General features: G+C 69.7%; 16 protein-coding genes. 8 read left to right on the top strand and 8 right to left on the bottom strand.

The window, feature by feature from the left end:
• Positions 1-15 precede the first annotated feature (15 nt).
• Complete coding sequence (locus OG828_RS42245) at positions 16-1,818, bottom strand: ABC transporter ATP-binding protein (RefSeq protein WP_328504125.1); 1,803 nt, start codon at positions 1,816-1,818, stop codon at positions 16-18.
• Positions 1,819-1,912: 94 nt separating this feature from the next.
• Here OG828_RS42245 and OG828_RS42240 point away from each other — a divergent pair, with 94 nt between their 5' ends.
• Positions 1,913-2,356 carry a MarR family winged helix-turn-helix transcriptional regulator gene (locus OG828_RS42240; RefSeq protein WP_210571236.1) on the top strand — a complete coding sequence of 148 codons (444 nt, stop codon included), beginning with the start codon at positions 1,913-1,915 and terminating at the stop codon, positions 2,354-2,356.
• A 60-nt stretch (positions 2,357-2,416) separates the two neighbouring features.
• On the opposite strand, the gene OG828_RS42235 is transcribed toward OG828_RS42240, so the two are convergent.
• Together OG828_RS42235 and OG828_RS42230 are read right to left on the bottom strand one after the other, a co-directional pair.
• Positions 2,417-3,835, bottom strand: a complete 1,419-nt coding sequence (locus OG828_RS42235; protein ID WP_328504124.1) for a cation:dicarboxylate symporter family transporter — start codon at positions 3,833-3,835, stop codon at positions 2,417-2,419.
• A 172-nt stretch (positions 3,836-4,007) separates the two neighbouring features.
• Entirely contained in the window at positions 4,008-5,603 is a 1,596-nt protein-coding gene (locus tag OG828_RS42230) for a peptide-N4-asparagine amidase (protein ID WP_328504123.1), read from the bottom strand.
• A gap of 162 nt (positions 5,604-5,765) precedes the next feature.
• Between OG828_RS42230 and OG828_RS42225 the strand changes: the two genes are divergently transcribed.
• The 4 genes from OG828_RS42225 to OG828_RS42210 all read left to right on the top strand — a co-directional run bounded on the left by OG828_RS42225 (position 5,766) and on the right by OG828_RS42210 (position 10,464).
• Positions 5,766-7,553, top strand: a complete 1,788-nt coding sequence (locus OG828_RS42225) for an ABC transporter ATP-binding protein (RefSeq protein WP_328504122.1) — start codon at positions 5,766-5,768, stop codon at positions 7,551-7,553.
• A complete protein-coding gene (locus tag OG828_RS42220) occupies positions 7,550-9,331 on the top strand; it encodes an ABC transporter ATP-binding protein (RefSeq protein ID WP_328369183.1) in 1,782 nt (593 codons plus the stop codon). Before OG828_RS42225 ends, OG828_RS42220 begins: the two co-directional genes overlap by 4 nt.
• Before the next feature lie 356 nt (positions 9,332-9,687).
• Positions 9,688-10,158 (top strand): DUF5709 domain-containing protein, encoded by a 471-nt coding sequence (locus OG828_RS42215; protein ID WP_210571232.1) that lies wholly within the window; start codon positions 9,688-9,690, stop codon positions 10,156-10,158.
• 48 nt (positions 10,159-10,206) lie between these two features.
• Positions 10,207-10,464 (top strand): type B 50S ribosomal protein L31, encoded by a 258-nt coding sequence (locus tag OG828_RS42210; protein WP_328369177.1) that lies wholly within the window; start codon positions 10,207-10,209, stop codon positions 10,462-10,464.
• A gap of 62 nt (positions 10,465-10,526) precedes the next feature.
• Here the strand turns inward: OG828_RS42210 and OG828_RS42205 are convergent, their stop codons facing one another.
• Entirely contained in the window at positions 10,527-11,321 is a 795-nt protein-coding gene (locus OG828_RS42205) for a metal-dependent hydrolase (protein WP_210571230.1), read from the bottom strand.
• Positions 11,322-11,466: 145 nt separating this feature from the next.
• Here OG828_RS42205 and OG828_RS42200 point away from each other — a divergent pair, with 145 nt between their 5' ends.
• Positions 11,467-13,980, top strand: a complete 2,514-nt coding sequence (locus OG828_RS42200; protein ID WP_328504121.1) for a DEAD/DEAH box helicase — start codon at positions 11,467-11,469, stop codon at positions 13,978-13,980.
• Positions 13,981-13,999: 19 nt separating this feature from the next.
• Positions 14,000-14,866: an acyl-CoA thioesterase gene (locus OG828_RS42195; RefSeq protein ID WP_328441826.1), complete on the top strand. Its 867-nt coding sequence runs from the start codon at positions 14,000-14,002 to the stop codon at positions 14,864-14,866.
• A 1-nt stretch (position 14,867) separates the two neighbouring features.
• On the opposite strand, the gene OG828_RS42190 is transcribed toward OG828_RS42195, so the two are convergent.
• Together OG828_RS42190 and OG828_RS42185 are read right to left on the bottom strand one after the other, a co-directional pair.
• Complete coding sequence (locus OG828_RS42190) at positions 14,868-15,761, bottom strand: DUF6397 family protein (RefSeq protein ID WP_328369166.1); 894 nt, start codon at positions 15,759-15,761, stop codon at positions 14,868-14,870.
• A gap of 121 nt (positions 15,762-15,882) precedes the next feature.
• The gene (locus OG828_RS42185; RefSeq protein ID WP_328369163.1) at positions 15,883-16,296 is read right to left on the bottom strand and encodes a roadblock/LC7 domain-containing protein; all 414 of its coding nucleotides are present in this window, start codon (positions 16,294-16,296) and stop codon (positions 15,883-15,885) included.
• 94 nt (positions 16,297-16,390) lie between these two features.
• On the opposite strand from OG828_RS42185, the gene OG828_RS42180 reads away from it, so the two are divergent.
• A complete protein-coding gene (locus OG828_RS42180; RefSeq protein WP_328369160.1) occupies positions 16,391-16,819 on the top strand; it encodes a PPOX class F420-dependent oxidoreductase in 429 nt (142 codons plus the stop codon).
• A 14-nt stretch (positions 16,820-16,833) separates the two neighbouring features.
• Here the strand turns inward: OG828_RS42180 and OG828_RS42175 are convergent, their stop codons facing one another.
• Together OG828_RS42175 and OG828_RS42170 are read right to left on the bottom strand one after the other, a co-directional pair.
• Positions 16,834-17,439: a GTP-binding protein gene (locus tag OG828_RS42175; protein ID WP_328369158.1), complete on the bottom strand. Its 606-nt coding sequence runs from the start codon at positions 17,437-17,439 to the stop codon at positions 16,834-16,836.
• A gap of 114 nt (positions 17,440-17,553) precedes the next feature.
• Positions 17,554-17,964: a DUF742 domain-containing protein gene (locus OG828_RS42170; protein ID WP_210571223.1), complete on the bottom strand. Its 411-nt coding sequence runs from the start codon at positions 17,962-17,964 to the stop codon at positions 17,554-17,556.
• Between the last annotated feature and the right edge of the window lie 18 nt (positions 17,965-17,982).

The raw sequence follows: 17,982 nt of genomic DNA, 5'->3' as shown, positions 1-17,982 counted from the left end.
AGACTACGCATATCTTCAGCTTGTCGGCTCCAGTTGGGCGTCTCTGCGGACCAGCGCCGCGTACCGGCCCTCACGACCCAACAGCTCCTCGTGCGTACCGCGTTCGACCGCGCGCCCGGCGTCCAGGACCACGATCTGGTCGGCACCCCGAATGGTGGACAGGCGGTGCGCGATGGTGAGCGTGGTGCGGTCGGCCGACAGCGCGTCGATCGCTTCCTGGACGGCGTGTTCGGTGCGGGTGTCCAGGGCGCTGGTCGCCTCGTCGAGGATGAGCACGGGCGGGTCGCGCAGGATGGTGCGAGCGATGGCCAGGCGCTGCTTCTCGCCGCCGGAGAAGCGGTGCCCTCGTTCGCCGACGACGGTGTCGTATCCATCGGGAAGCGCGGCGATGTGGTCGTGGATCTGGGCCGCCTTCGCCGCCTGCTCGAGTTCCTCGTCGGTGGCGTCCGGCTTCGCGAAGCGCAGGTTCTCGGCGATCGAGGCGTGGAAGAGGTACGTCTCTTGGGAGACGACGCCGACCGCGCGGGCGAGGGTGTCGAAGTCGAGGTCGCGGACGTCGATGCCGTCGAGGGTGACCCGGCCGCCCGTGACGTCGTACAGCCGCGGCACCAGATAGCCGAGCGTGGACTTGCCCGCGCCGGTCGGGCCGACGATGGCGAGGCTGCCGCCGGCCGGGACGGTGACGTCGATGCTGTCGAGGATCGGCCCGCTCTTGTCGTCGTACCGGAACTCGACCTCCTCGAAGCGGACCTCGCCCCGCACGCGGTCCAGGTGGACAGGGTCCTCGCGCTCGGTGATGTCTATGGGCAGGTCGAGATACTCGAAGATCCGCTGGAACAGGGCGAGCGAGGCCTGGATCTGGACGCCGGTGCCGAGGAGGCTCACGGCCGGGCGGAACAGGCCTTGCTGGAGCGAGACGAAGGCGACGATCGTGCCGATCGAGACCGCGGGTCCGCCGAACTGGAGGGCCATGCCCGCGGCCCAGTAGATGACGGCGGGCATCGCGGCCATGACGATCGTGATGACGGACATCCGCCAGCGCCCGGCCATGCTCGACCGCACTTCGAGGTCGACCAGTTCCTCGGACTCCTCCCCGAATGACTTCGTCAGCGAGTCCGAGCGACCCATCGTGCGGCCGAGCAGGATGCCGCTGACCGAGAGCGACTCGGTGACCGTGGCGGCCATCGCGGCCATCTGCTTCTGGCGCTGGGTGGTGATCTTTCTGCGTTCGTCGCCGACGCGGCGGCTGATCCACACGAACACCGGCAGCAGGAGCAGCGAGACGACGGTGAGCCGCCAGTCGAGGGCGATCATCGCGATGATCGTGGCGACCACGCTGGTGAAGTTGGCGACCAGTGAGGTGGCGGTGGAGGTGACGGTGGCCTGCATGCTGCCGATGTCGTTGGCGATGCGGGACTGGACCTCGCCGGTGCGGGTGCGCGTGAAGAAGGCGAGCGACATGCGTTGCAGCCGGCCGTAGACGGCGGTGCGCAGGTCGTGCATCACGCGCTGGCCGACCGTCGTGGAGATCAGGGTCTGCAGGACGCCGAAGACGCTGGTGAGGACGGCACTGAGGATCATGCCGAGCGCGAGCAGGCTGAGCAGGCCGGTGCGGCCCTGCGGGATCGCGGTGTCGAGGATCGCCTTCAGGAAGAAGGGAGTGGCGACGGAGACGAGGGACGAGGCGCCGACCAGGAGGCCGACTACGGCGAGACGTCCCCGATACGGACGGAAGAGGGTCAGGATGCGCCGCACCTGCCGGGGCTTCTCCTCGGCCTCGGCGGGCGGGATCGACGCGGGTTCGTGGTCGGGTTTCATGGGCTCCTACGGGTGGTGAGTCGACGGTGACGGACGGAGACTAGCTCATTGTTACCTATACTCACAATGAACGGCATCCTGATATTGTTCCCACATGACCACCCCCGATTCCGACGGTCAGCTGGCCGACCAACTGCTGCGGTTCACCCGGCGTGTGCACCGCATCCAGAAGCGGCACATCGAGCAGTCCGGCCTGGGCGTCACCCCGGCCCAGTCCCGGCTGCTGCGCACCCTCGCGCACTACGAGGCGCCGCCCCGCATGGCCGACCTCGCCGAGCGGCTGGAGGTGGTGCCGCGGGCCGTCACCTCGCTGGTCGACGGGCTGGAGGCGAGCGGGAAGGTGCGGCGGGTGCCCGATCCCAGCAATCGGCGGGTGATCCGCATCGAGTTGACGGACGACGGGCGCAAGGCGCTGGGCGAGTTGCACGGGGCGCGGAGAGCGGCGGCCGACGAGATTCTGGCGCCCTTGACCCATGTGGAGCGTGCCGTGCTCGGGACCCTGCTGGACACGTTGGTGGACAAGACGCACCACGGTTGAGACATGCGGCGGCCACCGCCCCTGGAGAGGAGCGGTGGCCGTCTGAAGGACCGCGATGCGTCAACTGACCTCGGGGGCGGGCTCCTTGGTCAACTGGGCGGGTACGGCGACGGGGGCCGGGGCATCCGATTCCGGAGCCTCGTCGGCAGCGGCGGACTCGTCGCCGTCGCCGCCCTCGGCCCTGGGCTCGATCTCTCCGCTCAGCACCTTCTTCGCCCGCTCCATGTCCAGCGCGCCTTCCCACCGGGACACGGCGAACACGGCGACGCAGTTGCCGAGCAGGTTCGTGACGACGCGCATCGAGTCCATGATGCGGTCCACGCCGAGGAGCAGGGCGACGGCCCCGGCGGGGATGGCGCCCAGCGAGGAAGCGGTCGCGGACAGGGCGAGGAAAGCGGAACCGGGGATGCCGGCCATGCCCTTGCTGGTGAGCATCAGCACCAGGATCACGGTGATCTGCTGGCTCAGGCTGAGGTCCACGCCCACGGCCTGGGCGATGAACAGCGTGCCGATGGACAGGTAGAGCGAGGCTCCGTCCAGGTTGAAGGAGTAGCCGGTGGGCAGCACCAGGCCCACGGCGTCGTCGCGGGCACCGGCCTTGCGCAGCTTCTGCATCACGCGCGGCATGACGGACTCGGTGGAGGCGGTGCCGAGCGCGAGGAGCATCTCCTCGCGGATGTAGCGCAGGAACTTCCAGAGACTGAGTCCGGTGACCATCTTGAGCGCGACGGCGAGGAGCGCGATGAAGAACGCCGCAGCCGCGTAGCACAGGACGATCAGCTTGGCGTAGGTCTCGATGACGCCGAGTCCGTACTGGCCGATCAGAACGGCCATCGCGCCGAACACCGCGATCGGGGCGAGGCGCATGATGAAGCTCACGACCGCGAAGATGATCTCTTGGGCCTGCTCGATGGCGGGCAGGACCTTCGGCACCTTGGTGTGGCCGAGGTGGAGCAGCGCGGCGCCCACCAGGCAGGCCAGGATCAGCACCTGGAGGAGCGCGTTCTCGGCGAAGGCGCCGATGAAACTGGTGGGAATCGCGTTGACGATGAACTCGGTCGTCGACGGCAGTGACCCGCCGCCCGTCTTCGCGTCGACCGCCGAGGTGTCGAGCGTGGACGGGTCGACGTTCATCCCCGAGCCGGGCTGCACGACGTTGGCGGCGAGAAGCCCGATGAGCAGGGCGAGCGTGCTCGCGACCTCGAACCAGATCAGGGCCTTCAGCCCGATCCGGCCGAACGCCTTCAGGTCACCGGCCTTGGCGATGCCGACCACGACCACGCAGAACACCAGCGGCGAGATGATCGTCTTGATGAGCCGGGTGAAACCGTCGCCGAGCGGCTGGAGATCCGCGGCGAAGTCGGGCCACAGCTTGCCGACGAGGATGCCGAGCACGAGCGCGCAGGCGACCTGCGCGAAGAGGGAGGTACGCAGTATGCGTGCGACGCGTCGCGGCAGGGACGGTACGGGCGGCGGCACGGGGACTCCTAGAGGGGGACGGCGGTACGGCAGAAGCCCCGGAGGACTTCTGCCATACGGAAAGCGACTTCCGTGCCGATCACTCTCGGGGTGCCATTGATCCTCCCGGAAACCTTTGTGTATCGGTCATGTAAATCCGCCCGCCTTGTGGAATCTCACATACCGCCGCACCTCAACAGGCGTTACGGTCCTTCGTCAGCACGCCCTGAACCGTCGTCAGCGCCCGGTCGTAGCACCCGCCCGACCCGTACAGCCGGTACCGCTCACTCGTCGTGCCGACCGCGTGCCGCTGATCGCGCGGCACGTTGATCGTGTACGTGGCCTCACCCGCGTAGGTGTCGTCGAGCCGCGACCATGCGAGGCGCCGACCCCCCTGGGAGGTGACGACCGAGGCACGGTCACCGAGTGAGAGCACCGTCCGCAGCCGGTCGCCCGCGCCGATCGTGGTCGTGCCGTCCATCGTGTACGTCCGCTCCGTGCGCGTCGTCCGGGCCGGACCGCGTCCATCGACGGTGACCGACTCGTCGTCCGTCCAGCGGGCGTCGAGACCGTCGACGCTCTCGCCCTCCGTCCAGCGGTGCACGGAGCTGTTCGCCAGCGACCGGCTGACAGTGGTCGTCACCCGGCCGTGCGAGGTGTCGACGTATCCGGCGACGGTGAGCCGATGTGCGCCCTCGGTGTCCACTCGGTGTTCCGAACCGGGCGTATGTGTCGAGGAGTCGGTGAGCTCGCCTTCCCTGTGAACGGTCAGCTTTCCGCTGACGTGTGCGCTCTTCGTGTCCTGCCAGACGAGGACGTTCACGGGAGTGCTCCAGCCGGTCTGCCCCTCGGGGACACCGACGACGGAGACCTCGACGCGGTGCGGGCGGCCGTCGTTGAGGAGGCCCGCGAAGGGTGTCAGGTCGTATTCGATCGGCTTGATGTCGAAGGCGCGCGGGCCCGGAACGACGTACCAGAGGAAGGGGTTCGACCAGCCGCCGGTCCACACCGTCGGGAACGGCGCGGCGATTCCGGCCAGTTGGCCGTCGACCTTCACCTGCACCTCGCGGTAGGGGCCGCCGTCGGCCTGGCAAGAATACGGCGCCGAGTCGGGCACCGTCAGATACCAGTACTCCTCGCAGCCGCCGCCGGAGCCGGTGGCGTACACCTCGGCGACGACGCGTTCGCTGTTGCGCGGGGTGGTGAGCGTCGAGTCGGCGGCGAGGGTGAGGACTTGGTCCGGCGTCGCAGCGGGCTTGCCCGCATAGAACGTGAGCGTGACCTTGACGTCGATGATCCCGGTGTACGTATCGTCCACCACGTTCCCGATGAGCATCTCGACGTCCTGGGCGCTGCGGAAGGTGTCGCTGTAGCGCGTGACGTCCTTCTCCACGGACCACTCGATGCCGTCGGGCGACGGCTGCGGTGTCGACGTACGGAAGATCTCGACACCGCCGAGGTGCAGATACCCGAGCCTGTCGAACTGTCGCCCCTTGACCTTGCCGTCCATGCGCAGGACCACCTTGCTCCAGCGGTCGCCGCAGCCGTCCGGTGGTGTGTAGGTGCCGGTGTACGGCGTGAAGTCGCGGAACTGTGCCTCGGCGAGGGTGACTTGGCAGGATGCGCCGGAGGGCTTGGGGACGGGTGGGGCGGCGGTGATGGGGTCGTGCCAGTCGGTGGTGCTGAACTCGGGCGGGGCGTCGGCGGATCGGGCCGGGGCCGCCGTGAGGAAGGTGCTCGCGAGGAGGGTGGCTCCTGCGAGCATGGACATGATGATCCGTCTCTTCATGGCCGGTGTTCTACGGGGAGTCGGGCGCCCCGCGCAAGAAAAAACCGTTTGCCTTCGGACACTCTGCGACGCGAACCTGTCACGGCTTGTTGCCACCCTCCCACCCTGTCCTCCTCCCCCGTCCTCCATCCCTTCCGACCTGACACGAGCCACTGGGACGTCATGCAGATTCAAGACCTTCCGTATCCCGACCCCGGTGTGCCGGACGCACGCTCGGGTCCCCGATTCCTGCGGTGGCTCTTCCGGAATCAGCTGGGTGGACAAGTGAAGTCGCTGGCCTGGGGGCTGCTGCACTTCGTGTCCGTCTCCGCGCTGCCGTTCTGTGTCGGACTCGCCATCCAGGCCGTCGTCGACCGCTCCGGCACCCGGCTGGCCCTCGCGGGCGGCCTGCTGGCGCTGGCCTGCGCCGGAAACGCGATCGGCGACACCTTCCTGCACCGCTCCGCGGTCACCAACTGGATCACCGCCGCCGCCCGTGTCCAGCAGCTGCTGGCCCGCAAGGCCTCGGTACTGGGCTCGGCGCTGACCCGGCGCGTCGCGGCCGGTGAGGTCGTGGCCGTCTCCACGGGTGACGTCGAGAAGATCGGCTGGTTCGTGGAGGCCGTGTCCCGGTTCACCGCGGCCGCGGTCACCGTCGTACTGGTCTGCGTCGCCCTGGTCGTCTACCAGCCCGCGCTCGGGGTGGTCGTCGCCGTCGGCCTGCCCGTCCTGGCGATCGCCGTGCTGCCGCTGCTGCCCCCCGCGACCAAGCGGGCGGACATCCAGCGCGAGAAGGCGGGCCGCGCCACCGAACTGGCTTCGGACACCGTCGCCGGACTGCGCGTCCTGCGCGGCATCGGCGGCGAGGAGCTGTTCCTCGACCGCTACCGCAGCGCCTCCCAGGAGGTACGCCACGCGGCCGTGCGCAGCGCCCGCATGTGGTCCCTGATCTCCGCGATCCAGGTGCTGCTGCCGGGGCTGCTGCTGATCGCGGTGGTCTGGTACGGCGTGCATCTGGCCCGCCAGGGCCGGATCACCGTGGGCGAACTGGTCACCGTCTACAGCTCGGTCATGGTCCTGACCTATCCCCTGCGGCACTTCGAGGAGATCGCGATGGCGTACTCCTTCTCGCGTCCGTCGGCCCGGCGGGCCGCGCGCGTACTGTCGCTGGAGCGTGCCACGGACACGGGCGGATCGCGTGCCGCCGAGGTGCCGTCCGGGGACCTGTACGACCCGGCGACCGGTCTGCTCGCTCCCGTCGGCCGGTTCACCGCGGTGGTGTGCGGTGACCCCGACGCGGCCGGGCGGCTGGCGGAACGACTGGGCGGGCACCCCGCGGAGGAGAGCACCTCGGTGCTGCTGGGCGGTGTGCCGCTGGACGAGCTCCCGCTCGATTCGGCGCGGACGGCCGTCCTCGTCCAGGACAAGGACCCGGTGCTGCTGTCGGGTTCGCTGCGGGAACTGCTCGACGTGCCCGCGTCCGGTGACGTGGCCGCCGAGCGGGCACTGGCGGCGGCGCAGTGCGAGGACGTTCTCGCCGCGCTCCTCCAGGGTTCGCTCGACGCCAAGGACCCGCTGGACGCCCGGATCACCGAACGCGGGCGGTCCCTGTCCGGCGGCCAGCGGCAGCGGCTCGCGCTGGCCCGGTCGCTGCTGACGGACCCGGAAGTGCTCGTCCTCGACGAACCGACCTCCGCCGTCGACTCGCACACCGAGGCACGGATCGCGACAGGCGTGAAGGAGTTGCGGGAGGGGCGCACGACCGTCGTGTTCACCTCCTCACCGCTGCTCCTGGACCGCGCGGACCGGGTCGTGCTGGTGCATGAGGACGAGGTCACGGCGGTCGGCTTGCACCGCGAACTCCTGGTCAAGGAGGACCGGTACCGGGCCGTCGTCACCCGCGAGACCGACGACGAGGCCGCCCTGAACGACGTATGGGAAGAACTGGAAGAGATCGAGGAGACAGCATGATCGGCGTGGCGCCACCGGCCTACGACCCGGCGGCACCGACGACGGCGAACACTCTGCCCGTCGGCGCCACCACGACCGTACGCGCCTATGTGGCCGAACTCTTCCGCCGGCACCGCCGAGCCTTCCTGCTCCTCATCGGCGTCAACACGGTCGCCGTGCTGGCGTCGATGGCGGGCCCGTATCTGCTGGGCGGGCTCGTGGAACGGGTGTCGGAGGAGGCGCGCGAACTCCATCTGGAGCTCACCGTCGCACTGTTCCTGGTCGCGCTGGTGCTCCACGCCGTGTTCGTACGAGAGGTGCGGCTGCGCGGCGCGATGCTCGGCGAGCGGATGCTGGCCGACCTGCGCGAGGACTTCCTCGTACGGTCGGTCGGGCTGCCGCCGGGGGTTCTGGAACGTGCGGGGACCGGCGACCTGCTGTCCCGGATCACGACGGACATCGACCGGCTGGCCAACGCGATGCGCGAGGCCGTACCGCAGTTGGCGATCAGCGTGGTGTGGGCGGCTCTGCTGCTGGGCGGGCTCGTCGTGACCGCGCCGCCGCTCGCCGCCGCGGTGCTGCTCGCCCTGCCGTTGCTGGTGGTCGGCTGCCGCTGGTACTTCAAGCGCGCCCCGTCCGCCTACCGGTCGGAGGCCGCGGGGTACGCGTCCGTGGCCGCCGTGCTCGCCGAGACGGTGGACGCCGGGCACACCGTCGAGGCCCACCGCCTCGGCGACCGCCGGATCGAACTGTCGGACCAGCGGATCAAGGAGTGGACCGCCTGGGAGCGCTACACGATGTGGTTGCGGTCGGTGCTCTTCCCGGTCATCAACGTCACCCATGTCACCGTGCTCTCCTCGGTCCTGATGCTCGGCGGCGTCTTCGTCCTGCAGGGCTGGATCGACGTCGGCCAGCTGACCACGGGTGCGCTGATCGCGCAGATGCTCGTCGACCCGGTCGGGCTCATGCTGCGCTGGTACGACGAGCTTCAGGTCGCCGAGGTGTCCCTGGCCCGTCTGGTCGGGGTCCGGGAGATCGAGCCGGACGCCGGTGACGCCGAGGTGTCACCCGACGGGCGCGACGTGCGGGCCGACCGGGTCCACTTCGGCTACCTCGAAGGCGTCGACGTCCTGCGCAAGGTGTCCCTCCAGGTCGCCCCCGGCACCCGGCTGGCGCTGGTCGGCCCGTCGGGCGCGGGTAAGTCCACGCTGGGCAGGCTGCTGGCCGGCATCTATGCGCCCCGGGACGGCCACATCACCCTCGGCGGCGCCGAACTGTCCCGGATGCCCGCCGAAGCGGTCCGCTCCCATGTGGCGCTGGTCAACCAGGAGCACCATGTGTTCGTCGGCTCCCTGCGGGACAACCTCCTGCTGGCCCGCACGAGCGCCGGCGACGCCGAGCTGTGGGCAGCGCTGGGCGCGGTCGACGCGGACGAGTGGGCGCGGGCGCTCGACGACGGCCTCGACACCGAGGTGGGCTCGGGCGGGGCGGTGCTCACGCCGGCGCAGGCCCAGCAGATCGCGCTGGCTCGCCTGGTGCTGGCCGACCCGCACACGCTCGTCCTGGACGAGGCCACCTCCCTGCTCGACCCACGCGCGGCACGCCACCTGGAACGGTCCCTGGGCCGCGTCCTCGACGGCCGCACCGTCGTCGCCATCGCCCACCGGCTGCACACCGCCCACGACGCCGACGTCATCGCCGTCGTCGAGAACGGCCGGATCAGCGAGCTGGGCAGCCACGACGAGCTGGTCGCGGCGGACGGGGCGTACGCGGCGCTGTGGCGGTCCTGGCACGGGTGAGCCGCTGAGCTGCTCGGTTCAGCAGCCGTGACCGCCGGTGCCGTCCTCGTCCGTCGACGGGACGGCACCGGTGGCCGCCTGCCCGGCACGAGGGCATGGCTGTCCCGTCCTGCGTGCGGGCCGGTCGCGTGCCCGGGCGGGGTGGCACACGGGCCCTCCCGCCGAACCCTGTCCTCTCCCTTACCTCCCGTGCCGTTGCGCGGTCCCGAACGGGGGTGGAAGGCTGGGGTTATCGGTACGGGCTCGCGGAGTGCGGCCGGGAACCGCTCGGTTCCGGTCGTGTGCGCCCCGCGCCCCGGCACGCCCGCCGCCGACCGCGGTCGGAACGGGCCCGTCCCCATCACCTGGAGGTACCCGTGAACAGCGCCGACGGATGGGGAGACGACGTCTACCAGCCCGACGGATCCGAGGTCCAGGACGACGCGGGGTTGCTGGACGTGCAGGACACCCTGGTCGACGACGGTGTCGACGACCCCCTCGACCGGGGCTGGTCTCCGCCGGACAGACCATGGGCGGTGGAGCGCTCCGACGTGACGGCCGCCGAGCGCCTGCACGGCGAGACGCTGGACCAACGGCTCGCCGAGGAGCTGCCGGACCTCACGGAGCCTGACGGGGACGGTATCGGAGACAGCCAGGGCACCGACGGGGAACTCTGGGACAACGAGGTCGGCGCCGTCCGCTCGGGCCGTCTGGTGGCCCCCGACGAAGGAGCGCATGAGGACGAGGAGAGCGCCATGGTCGCCACGGACGTCGGGATCGACGGTGCCGCGGCCTCGGCCGAGGAGGCCGCGATGCACATCGTCGACGAGGACACCCTGCCCGGCTGACCCGTCGTCCCCCGCGCCGACGATCCCGGTGCCGTACAAGGAGCCGCCATGCAGCAGGACAAGCACCCCGACTACCACCCGGTCGTCTTCCGCGACCGCGCCGCCGGCTACGCCTTCCTGACCCGGTCCACCGCCACGAGCGAGCAGACCATCGAGTGGGACGACGGCGAGACCTACCCGGTCGTGGACGTGGAGATCTCCTCCGAGAGCCACCCCTTCTACACCGGCAAGGCGCGGACCGTGGACACCGAGGGCCGCGTCGCCAAGTTCGAGAAGCGGTACGGCGGCACCGGACAGAACGGCTGACAGCACAGGGCAGGTGGGGTCGGGCTCACGGCAACCCGTGCCCCGGCCTGATGGCGGCGGGCTCAGATGAAGTTGAGTGCCGCCGCGCAGCCCACGCCCCCGAGCAGCATGAAGGCCGGCATCAGCACCTTCAGCTCGACCCAGCTGCCCGCCCGGAACCGCATGGCCTTCGGCGGGCCGATGGGGTACCAGCGCTTGCGGCCCACCGGGATCGGCCAGAGTATCGGGCAGCCGGAGACCGTCAGCGCGTCCCCGATGTCGTGCACCAGCGCGCCCAGCAGGACGGGCAGGCCCAGCCACAGGTACTCCTGGCCGGGCTCGGTGAACAGCCAGCTCGCGCCGTTGCCCGGCTCGTCCAGGACACCCGCGAGAATCCACGCACTGGTGGCCGCCAGCAGCCACACCAGGACATCGGCGCTGGATCCACGCGTCGCCCGCCACAGCAGGCCTTCGATGGCCAGCACTATGTGCGCGAACAGAATCGCCAGCACCGCCCAGCGCCCCCCGGTGATCGCCAGGACCGAGGCGCCCGCGCCGATCAGGACGGCCCACAGCCAGGTGTGGGTCAGCGTGCGGTGCCCGCCGGAGCGGCGCGGGTCGCCCTGCTTCTTCGTGGCCTTGTAGACGGCGTACGACAGCTTGTCGACGATCTCGCACAGCCCGCGCGAAAGCGGTCCGAAGGCCCGCGAGATGGTGGCCGCCTTGTGGTCGAGGTCCGGGGCGAGCGCGGCGCCGGCGCAGATCAGGGCGCCCACCAGGAGCACCGGCCACGGCATCGTGTGCCCTGTCGCGGCCGCCGCAGCTCCGACGCCTAGCCAGGCCGCGGCCCCCGACAGTGAGTGTGCTGGTCCCATCATGGCCGTTGCCCGCCCCATTCCTCGTGTGCCACTGTCCAGTTGACCGGGTGCGCTGACGCTCCGCCGGCGAGACAGCGTAGCGTTCGCGATCTTCGGGCCCGCATCCGATTCCCCCATCGGGCAGTAGGGCAGGCAAGATGGGGGCGTGACCCTCATCGATCAGCTGCCGCCGACCGCCGACCCCGACGCTCTCTATGAGGCCTTCGAGTCGTGGACCCAGGAGCGCGGCCTCACCCTCTATCCCCACCAGGAGGAGGCGCTGATCGAGGCGGTCTCCGGCGCGAATGTGATCGTGTCGACGCCCACCGGCTCCGGCAAGAGCCTGATCGCGGCGGGTGCGCACTTCGCCGCCCTCGCCCGTGACGAGGTCACCTTCTACACCGCCCCGATCAAGGCGCTCGTCTCGGAGAAGTTCTTCGAGCTGTGCAAACTCTTCGGCACCGAGAACGTCGGCATGCTCACCGGCGACGCGTCCGTCAATGCCGACGCTCCCGTCATCTGCTGCACCGCCGAGGTGCTCGCGTCGATTGCCCTGCGCGACGGCAAGAACGCCGACGTCGGCCAGGTCGTGATGGACGAGTTCCACTTCTACGCGGAGGGCGACCGGGGCTGGGCCTGGCAGATCCCGATCCTCGAACTGCCGAAGGCGCAGTTCGTCCTGATGTCGGCCACGCTCGGCGATGTCTCGATGTTCGAGGAGGACCTCACCCGGCGCACCGGCCGCCCGACCGCGGTGGTCCGCTCGGCGACCCGTCCCGTGCCGCTGTCCTACGAGTACAAACTCACGCCGCTCACCGAGACGCTGACCGAGTTGCTGGAGACCAGGCAGGCGCCGGTCTACATCGTGCACTTCACCCAGGCCCAGGCCGTGGAGCGGGCACAGGCGCTGATGAGCATCAACATGTGCTCGCGCGAGGAGAAGGACCAGATCGCCGAGCTGATCGGCAACTTCCGCTTCACCACCAAGTTCGGCCGCAACCTCTCCCGCTACGTCCGGCACGGCATCGGTGTCCATCACGCCGGCATGCTGCCCAAGTACCGGCGCCTGGTGGAGAAGCTCGCCCAGGCCGGTCTGCTGAAGGTCATCTGCGGCACGGACACGCTCGGCGTGGGCGTCAACGTCCCTATCCGCACCGTGCTGTTCACGGCTCTCACCAAGTACGACGGAAGCCGCGTGCGCACGCTGCGCGCCCGTGAGTTCCACCAGATCGCGGGGCGGGCCGGGCGCGCGGGCTTCGACACGGCGGGCTTCGTCGTGGCGCAGGCGCCCGAGCACGTCATCGAGAACGAGAAGGCGCTCGCCAAGGCGGGCGACGACCCGAAGAAGCGCCGCAAGGTGGTCCGCAAGAAGGCGCCCGAGGGTTTTGTCGGGTGGACGGAGAACACCTTCGAGAAGCTCATCGGCTCCGATCCGGAGCCGCTGACCTCGCGTTTCCGGGTCACGCACACGATGCTGCTGTCGGTGATCGCCCGGCCCGGCAACGCCTTCGAGGCGATGCGGCACCTCCTGGAGGACAACCACGAGCCGCGCAAGCAGCAGCTCAGGCACATCCGGCGGGCGATCGCCATCTACCGCTCGCTGCTGGACGGCGGCATCGTCGAGAAGCTCGACGAGCCGGACGCCTCGGGCCGCATCGTGCGCCTGACCGTCGATCTCCAGCAGGACTTCGCGCTCAACCAGCCGCTCTCCACGTTCGCCCTGGCCGCATTCGAGCTGCTGGACCCCGAGTCGCCGTCGTACGCGCTGGACATGGTGTCCGTCGTCGAGTCGACGCTGGACGACCCCCGGCAGATCCTCGTCGCCCAGCTGAACAAGGCGAAGGGCGAGGCCGTGGCCGCGATGAAGGCGGACGGTGTCGAGTACGAGGAGCGCATGGAGCGGCTCCAGGACATCTCGTACCCGAAGCCTCTGGAAGAGCTGCTCTTCCACGCCTACGACACCTACCGCAAGAGCCATCCCTGGGTGGGCGACCACCCGCTGTCGCCGAAGTCCGTCATCCGCGACATGTACGAACGGGCCATGTCCTTCACGGAGTTGGTGTCCTTCTACGAGCTGGCCCGCACCGAGGGCATCGTCCTGCGCTACCTCGCCTCCGCCTACAAAACCCTCGACCACAACATCCCCGACGACATCAAGTCCGAGGATCTGCAGGACCTGATCGAGTGGCTCGGCGAGATGGTGCGCCAGGTCGACTCCAGCCTGCTGGACGAGTGGGAGCAGCTCGCCAACCCGGAGGAGATGACCGCCGAGGAGGCCCAGGAGAAGGCCGACGAGGTCAAGCCGGTGACCGCGAACGCGCGCGCCTTCCGGGTCCTGGTCCGCAACGCCCTGTTCCGCCGCGTCGAGCTGGCCGCCCTCGACCAGGTCGAGGAGCTGGGCGAGATGGACGCGGAGTCCGGCTGGGACGCGGACGCCTGGGGCGAGGCGATGGACAAGTACTGGGACGAGTACGACGACCTCGGCACCGGCCCCGACGCCCGCGGCCCCAAGCTGCTCGTCATCCAGGAAGAACCGCAGCACGGCCTGTGGCGCGTGCGCCAGATCTTCGACGACCCGAACGACGATCATGACTGGGGCATCAGCGCGGAGATCGATCTCGCCGCCTCCGACGCGGAAGGCCGTGCGATCGTCCGTGTCACCGACGTCGGCCAGCTGTGAGCACAGGAGAAATTCACCCATGACGAATCCGGCCGAGAGGCTTGTCGACCTGCTCGACCTGGAGCAGATCGAGGTCAACATCTTCCGGGGCCGCAGCCCGCAGGAGTCCTTGCAACGGGTCTTCGGCGGCCAGGTGGCCGGCCAGGCGCTGGTCGCCGCCGGACGCACCACGGACGGCGAGCGCCCGGTGCACTCGCTGCACGCGTACTTCCTGCGCCCGGGCCGGCCGGGCGTGCCGATCGTGTACCAGGTCGAGCGGGTCCGGGACGGCCGGTCGTTCACCACCCGTCGGGTCACCGCCGTGCAGCAGGGCCGCACGATCTTCAATCTCACCGCCTCCTTTCACAAGCCTGAGGAAGGTCCCTTCGAGCACCAGCTGCCGCCGGCCCGCGAGGTCCCGGACCCGGAGTCCCTGCCGACGGTGACGCAGGAGGTCCGGGAGCATCTGGGCGCGCTGCCCGAGCAGTTCGAGCGCATGGCCCGGCGTCAGCCCTTCGACATCCGCTATGTGGACCGGCTGCGCTGGACCGCCGAGGAGGTCAAGGACGCCGAGCCGCGCAGCGCCGTGTGGATGCGCGCGGTCGGGCCGCTCGGCGACGACCCGCTCGTGCACACCTGCGCGCTGACCTACGCCAGCGACATGACCCTCCTGGACGCCGTCCGGATCCCGGTCGAACCCCTGTGGGGGCCGCGGAACTTCGACATGGCGTCGCTGGATCACGCCATGTGGTTCCATCGGCCGTTCCGCGCGGACGAGTGGTTCCTCTACGACCAGGAGTCGCCGATCGCGACGGGCGGACGTGGCCTTGCCCGTGGGCGCATCTACGACGTGGAGGGACGGCTGCTCGTCTCCGTCGTCCAGGAGGGGCTGTTCCGGGCGCTGTAGGTCACTCTCCTCTGCGGCGCAGCCAGCCCAGCAGTCCTCCTCGTGATCGCCTGGGCTCCTCGGCCGGGGCGGGAGTGCGGGGCGGGGCGGCGGGAGGTCCCGGGTGCTTCGCCTTCGGTCGTGGTGCGGGGCGGTACCTGCGCGCCTCGTCCAGCGCCTGGGTCAGGTCCGCCCGGAGCCAGCTGATCTCGTCCGCGTCGTCCGCTGTCATGATCCGCTCGGCGAGGTGCGCGGCGGGCGATCCGGGTGCGCCGTGTGCGGGCGGTGCGGGCCGGAACCTGTTCAGGTGCGCCCGCTCGTAAGGGTCTGTGACGATCTCGGCGATCTGGACGGGGTCGAGCAGGGCGGCCACGGCACCGGCATGCTGCCAGGGGTCGTCGGCCTGCCGCAGCAGGAATCCCAGGTGACGTCCCCGCCAGTTGCGGGGCCGTAGGTCCAGGCCTGCGTCCAGTTGGTCGCGAAGGCCCTCGGGTGTTCGGCCGTTCAGCAGCTGAGCGTTCTTCTCGTCAGCCGCGAACTGACGTAGTTCTTCAGCCAGATAGAGCCAGACAATCGCTCGGTAGCGGTTGAGATAGAAGGAGACCGGGACCACCAGGCCGAGCCGGGCGAGGCGGGTGAACCTCCCCGCGGTCACCTCCATGATGCGGGCGCCTTCCGTGGCCCCTACCGCCTTGACGGCGCTGAGAAGCCTCTCCGGGAAACCCTCTTCGGCGCGAAGCCGCTCGATCTCCTGCTGGGCCACACGACGTCCCCCGCCGCCCTCGTCGGGCACGGTCCGGATGCGTCCGAGGTGCACGGCGAGGTCGAACTCGCGCCGCTTCAAGCCGAGTTCGCGAGCGGCGCGGCTTGGCGCCCAGGAAAGTCGGTGCGGTTTCGTGATGGTGTCGCCAGACATGTCTCCCCCGTGGAGTCAGCGGCTCACGCCCTGTGCGTTCGCCGTGAAAAAACCGTAGCCGGTCCGGCGGATCTCGTGGCGAGCCTGTGGATAACTCCACGGGGGATGGAATACGAGCAGGTCAGGCGTCTGATGACGGGAAGCGCTCGGGCTGGCGGGCGTCCACGCCGAGGTGCTCGCCCACACGATTGACGAGCAGGGTCATCTCGTAGGCGATCTGGCCGATGTCGGCCTCCGCGCCGCTGAGGACGCACAGACAACTGCCGCTGCCGGCCGCGGTGACGAACAGGACCGCGTCGTCGAACTCCACCATGGTCTGGCGCACCCTGCCCGCGCCGAAGTGGCGTCCGGAGCCCTTGGCCAGGCTGTGCAGCCCGGAGGAGATGGCGGCGAGGTGTTCCGCGTCCTCGCGTCGTAAGCCCGTACTCGCTCCCGTGACCAGCCCGTCGTTGGACAGGACCAATGCGTGCCGCACCTGTTCGACGCGCTCGGTCAGATCGTCCAGCAGCCAGTCCAGTCCCTGGTTCTGCGCCATGATCTGCTCTCCCCGTGTGTTGTCTCCCCCTGGCTGGAGGATCTGCCGGCCACCCTTCCGGACGACCCGGCGTCGGGGCAAGGAGGATGGGGGCATGGCACAGAAGATGACCGATGAGGAATGGCGGGCGTTCGTCTCGTACGGCACCCGCACCGGCAAGCTGTCGACCGTCCGGGCAGACGGGAGCCCACATGTGGCGCCGATCTGGTTCGTACTCGATGGCGACGACGTGGTGTTCAACACCGGCAGCAGGACTGTGAAAGGGCGCAATCTGGTCCGTGACGGGCGTGTCGCGCTGTGCGTGGACGACGACCGGCCGCCGTTCGGCTACGTGATACTGACCGGTCGCGCCCACATTTCGGAGGATCCCGCGGAGTTGCGTCACTGGGCCGCGCGCATCGGCGCGCGGTACATGGGCGAGGAACGCGCCGAGGAGTTCGGGGAGCGCAACGGCGTCCCCGGCGAACTCCTCGTCCGCGTCACGATCGACAAGGTCCTGGCGGAGAAGGACCTCGCTGACTGAGCCGAACTCCCGTATCAGCCCACGGAGTCGAGCAGCCGGGCGGTGTGCATCCGCCCGGCGTACTCGACGAGTCGGATCAGCACCTCCTTCCCCGAGTCGCGGTCGCGGGCGTCGCAGAGCACCACGGGGGTTCCCTTGTCGAGGTCGAGGGCGCGGGAGACGTCGTGGGCGCCGTATGCGCGCGCGCCGGGGAAGCAGTTCACGGCCACCACGAACGGGATGTGCCGGTGCTCGAAGTAGTCGACGGCGGGGAAGCAGTCCTCCAGGCGCCGGGTGTCCGCGAGGACCACGGCGCCGAGGGCGCCTTGCGACAACTCGTCCCACAGGAACCAGAAGCGGTCCTGGCCCGGCGTACCGAAGAGGTAGAGGGACAGGCCGGAGCGGATGGTGATGCGTCCGAAGTCCATGGCGACGGTCGTGGTGACCTTCTGATCCACGCCGTCGGTGTCGTCCACCGCCTGGCCGGCTTCGCTGAGCAGTTCCTCGGTGCGCAGCGGCTTGATCTCGCTGACCGCGCCCACCAGGGTGGTCTTGCCCACGCCGAATCCGCCGGCGACCAGTATCTTCAGCGCCAGCGGGGCGGACTCGCCGTCCTGGGCGTCGGAGTTCTCGGAGACCATCGATCACTTCTCTCGGGAGTGCCGGCAACGGTCGACGTGTGACGCCAGCATCATGGCAACTGCGGCTTCCTCTTGAGGGGTTGGACCGCTATTGGCCGGTTTCCGAACATTCATCTACAGCGCCCGCAATCCCTCGATCACCTCGCGCAGAATGCGTTCGTCGGGCAGCTGCGCCGGGGGCACCGGGCGGCTGACGGTGACGCAGCCGAGTTCCAGCAGGTCCCCCAGGAGTACGCGCACCACGCCCACGGGCAGATCGGCGCCCGCGGCGAGTTCCGCGACCGACTGGGTCTCGGTGCGGCACAGTTCGACGAGCGCGCGATGTTCGGGTCCGAGCGCGGTGTCGTCGAATCCGGGTGCGCCCGCGTCCAGGGTGACGAGGGCGATGAGGTCGAACCGCACTCCGGTGGGGCCGGGTTTGGTACGTCCGCCCGTCATGGCGTACGGGCGGACGAGGGGCCCGGCCTCGTTGTCGTACCACTGGCTGCCCTGCTCCCGCGGGGCGCCCGTCAGGTGATCGGTCATGTGCGCGGACCGCCCTCT

Source organism: Streptomyces sp. NBC_00457 (assembly GCF_036014015.1).
Taxonomy (GTDB): domain Bacteria; phylum Actinomycetota; class Actinomycetes; order Streptomycetales; family Streptomycetaceae; genus Streptomyces.
Note: the sequence above shows the minus strand (reverse complement) of the source record. Positions and strands in the feature narration are given on the sequence as shown.

Coding starts and splice junctions, on each gene's coding strand:
- OG828_RS42245 (WP_328504125.1), bottom strand. CDS start 1,818: ATGAAACCCGACCACGAACCCGCGTCGATCCCGCCCGCCGAGGCCGAG.
- OG828_RS42240 (WP_210571236.1), top strand. CDS start 1,913: ATGACCACCCCCGATTCCGACGGTCAGCTGGCCGACCAACTGCTGCGG.
- OG828_RS42230 (WP_328504123.1), bottom strand. CDS start 5,603: ATGAAGAGACGGATCATCATGTCCATGCTCGCAGGAGCCACCCTCCTC.
- OG828_RS42225 (WP_328504122.1), top strand. CDS start 5,766: ATGCAGATTCAAGACCTTCCGTATCCCGACCCCGGTGTGCCGGACGCA.
- OG828_RS42220 (WP_328369183.1), top strand. CDS start 7,550: ATGATCGGCGTGGCGCCACCGGCCTACGACCCGGCGGCACCGACGACG.
- OG828_RS42210 (WP_328369177.1), top strand. CDS start 10,207: ATGCAGCAGGACAAGCACCCCGACTACCACCCGGTCGTCTTCCGCGAC.
- OG828_RS42205 (WP_210571230.1), bottom strand. CDS start 11,321: ATGATGGGACCAGCACACTCACTGTCGGGGGCCGCGGCCTGGCTAGGC.
- OG828_RS42195 (WP_328441826.1), top strand. CDS start 14,000: ATGACGAATCCGGCCGAGAGGCTTGTCGACCTGCTCGACCTGGAGCAG.
- OG828_RS42190 (WP_328369166.1), bottom strand. CDS start 15,761: ATGTCTGGCGACACCATCACGAAACCGCACCGACTTTCCTGGGCGCCA.
- OG828_RS42185 (WP_328369163.1), bottom strand. CDS start 16,296: ATGGCGCAGAACCAGGGACTGGACTGGCTGCTGGACGATCTGACCGAG.
- OG828_RS42180 (WP_328369160.1), top strand. CDS start 16,391: ATGGCACAGAAGATGACCGATGAGGAATGGCGGGCGTTCGTCTCGTAC.
- OG828_RS42175 (WP_328369158.1), bottom strand. CDS start 17,439: ATGGTCTCCGAGAACTCCGACGCCCAGGACGGCGAGTCCGCCCCGCTG.
- OG828_RS42170 (WP_210571223.1), bottom strand. CDS start 17,964: ATGACCGATCACCTGACGGGCGCCCCGCGGGAGCAGGGCAGCCAGTGG.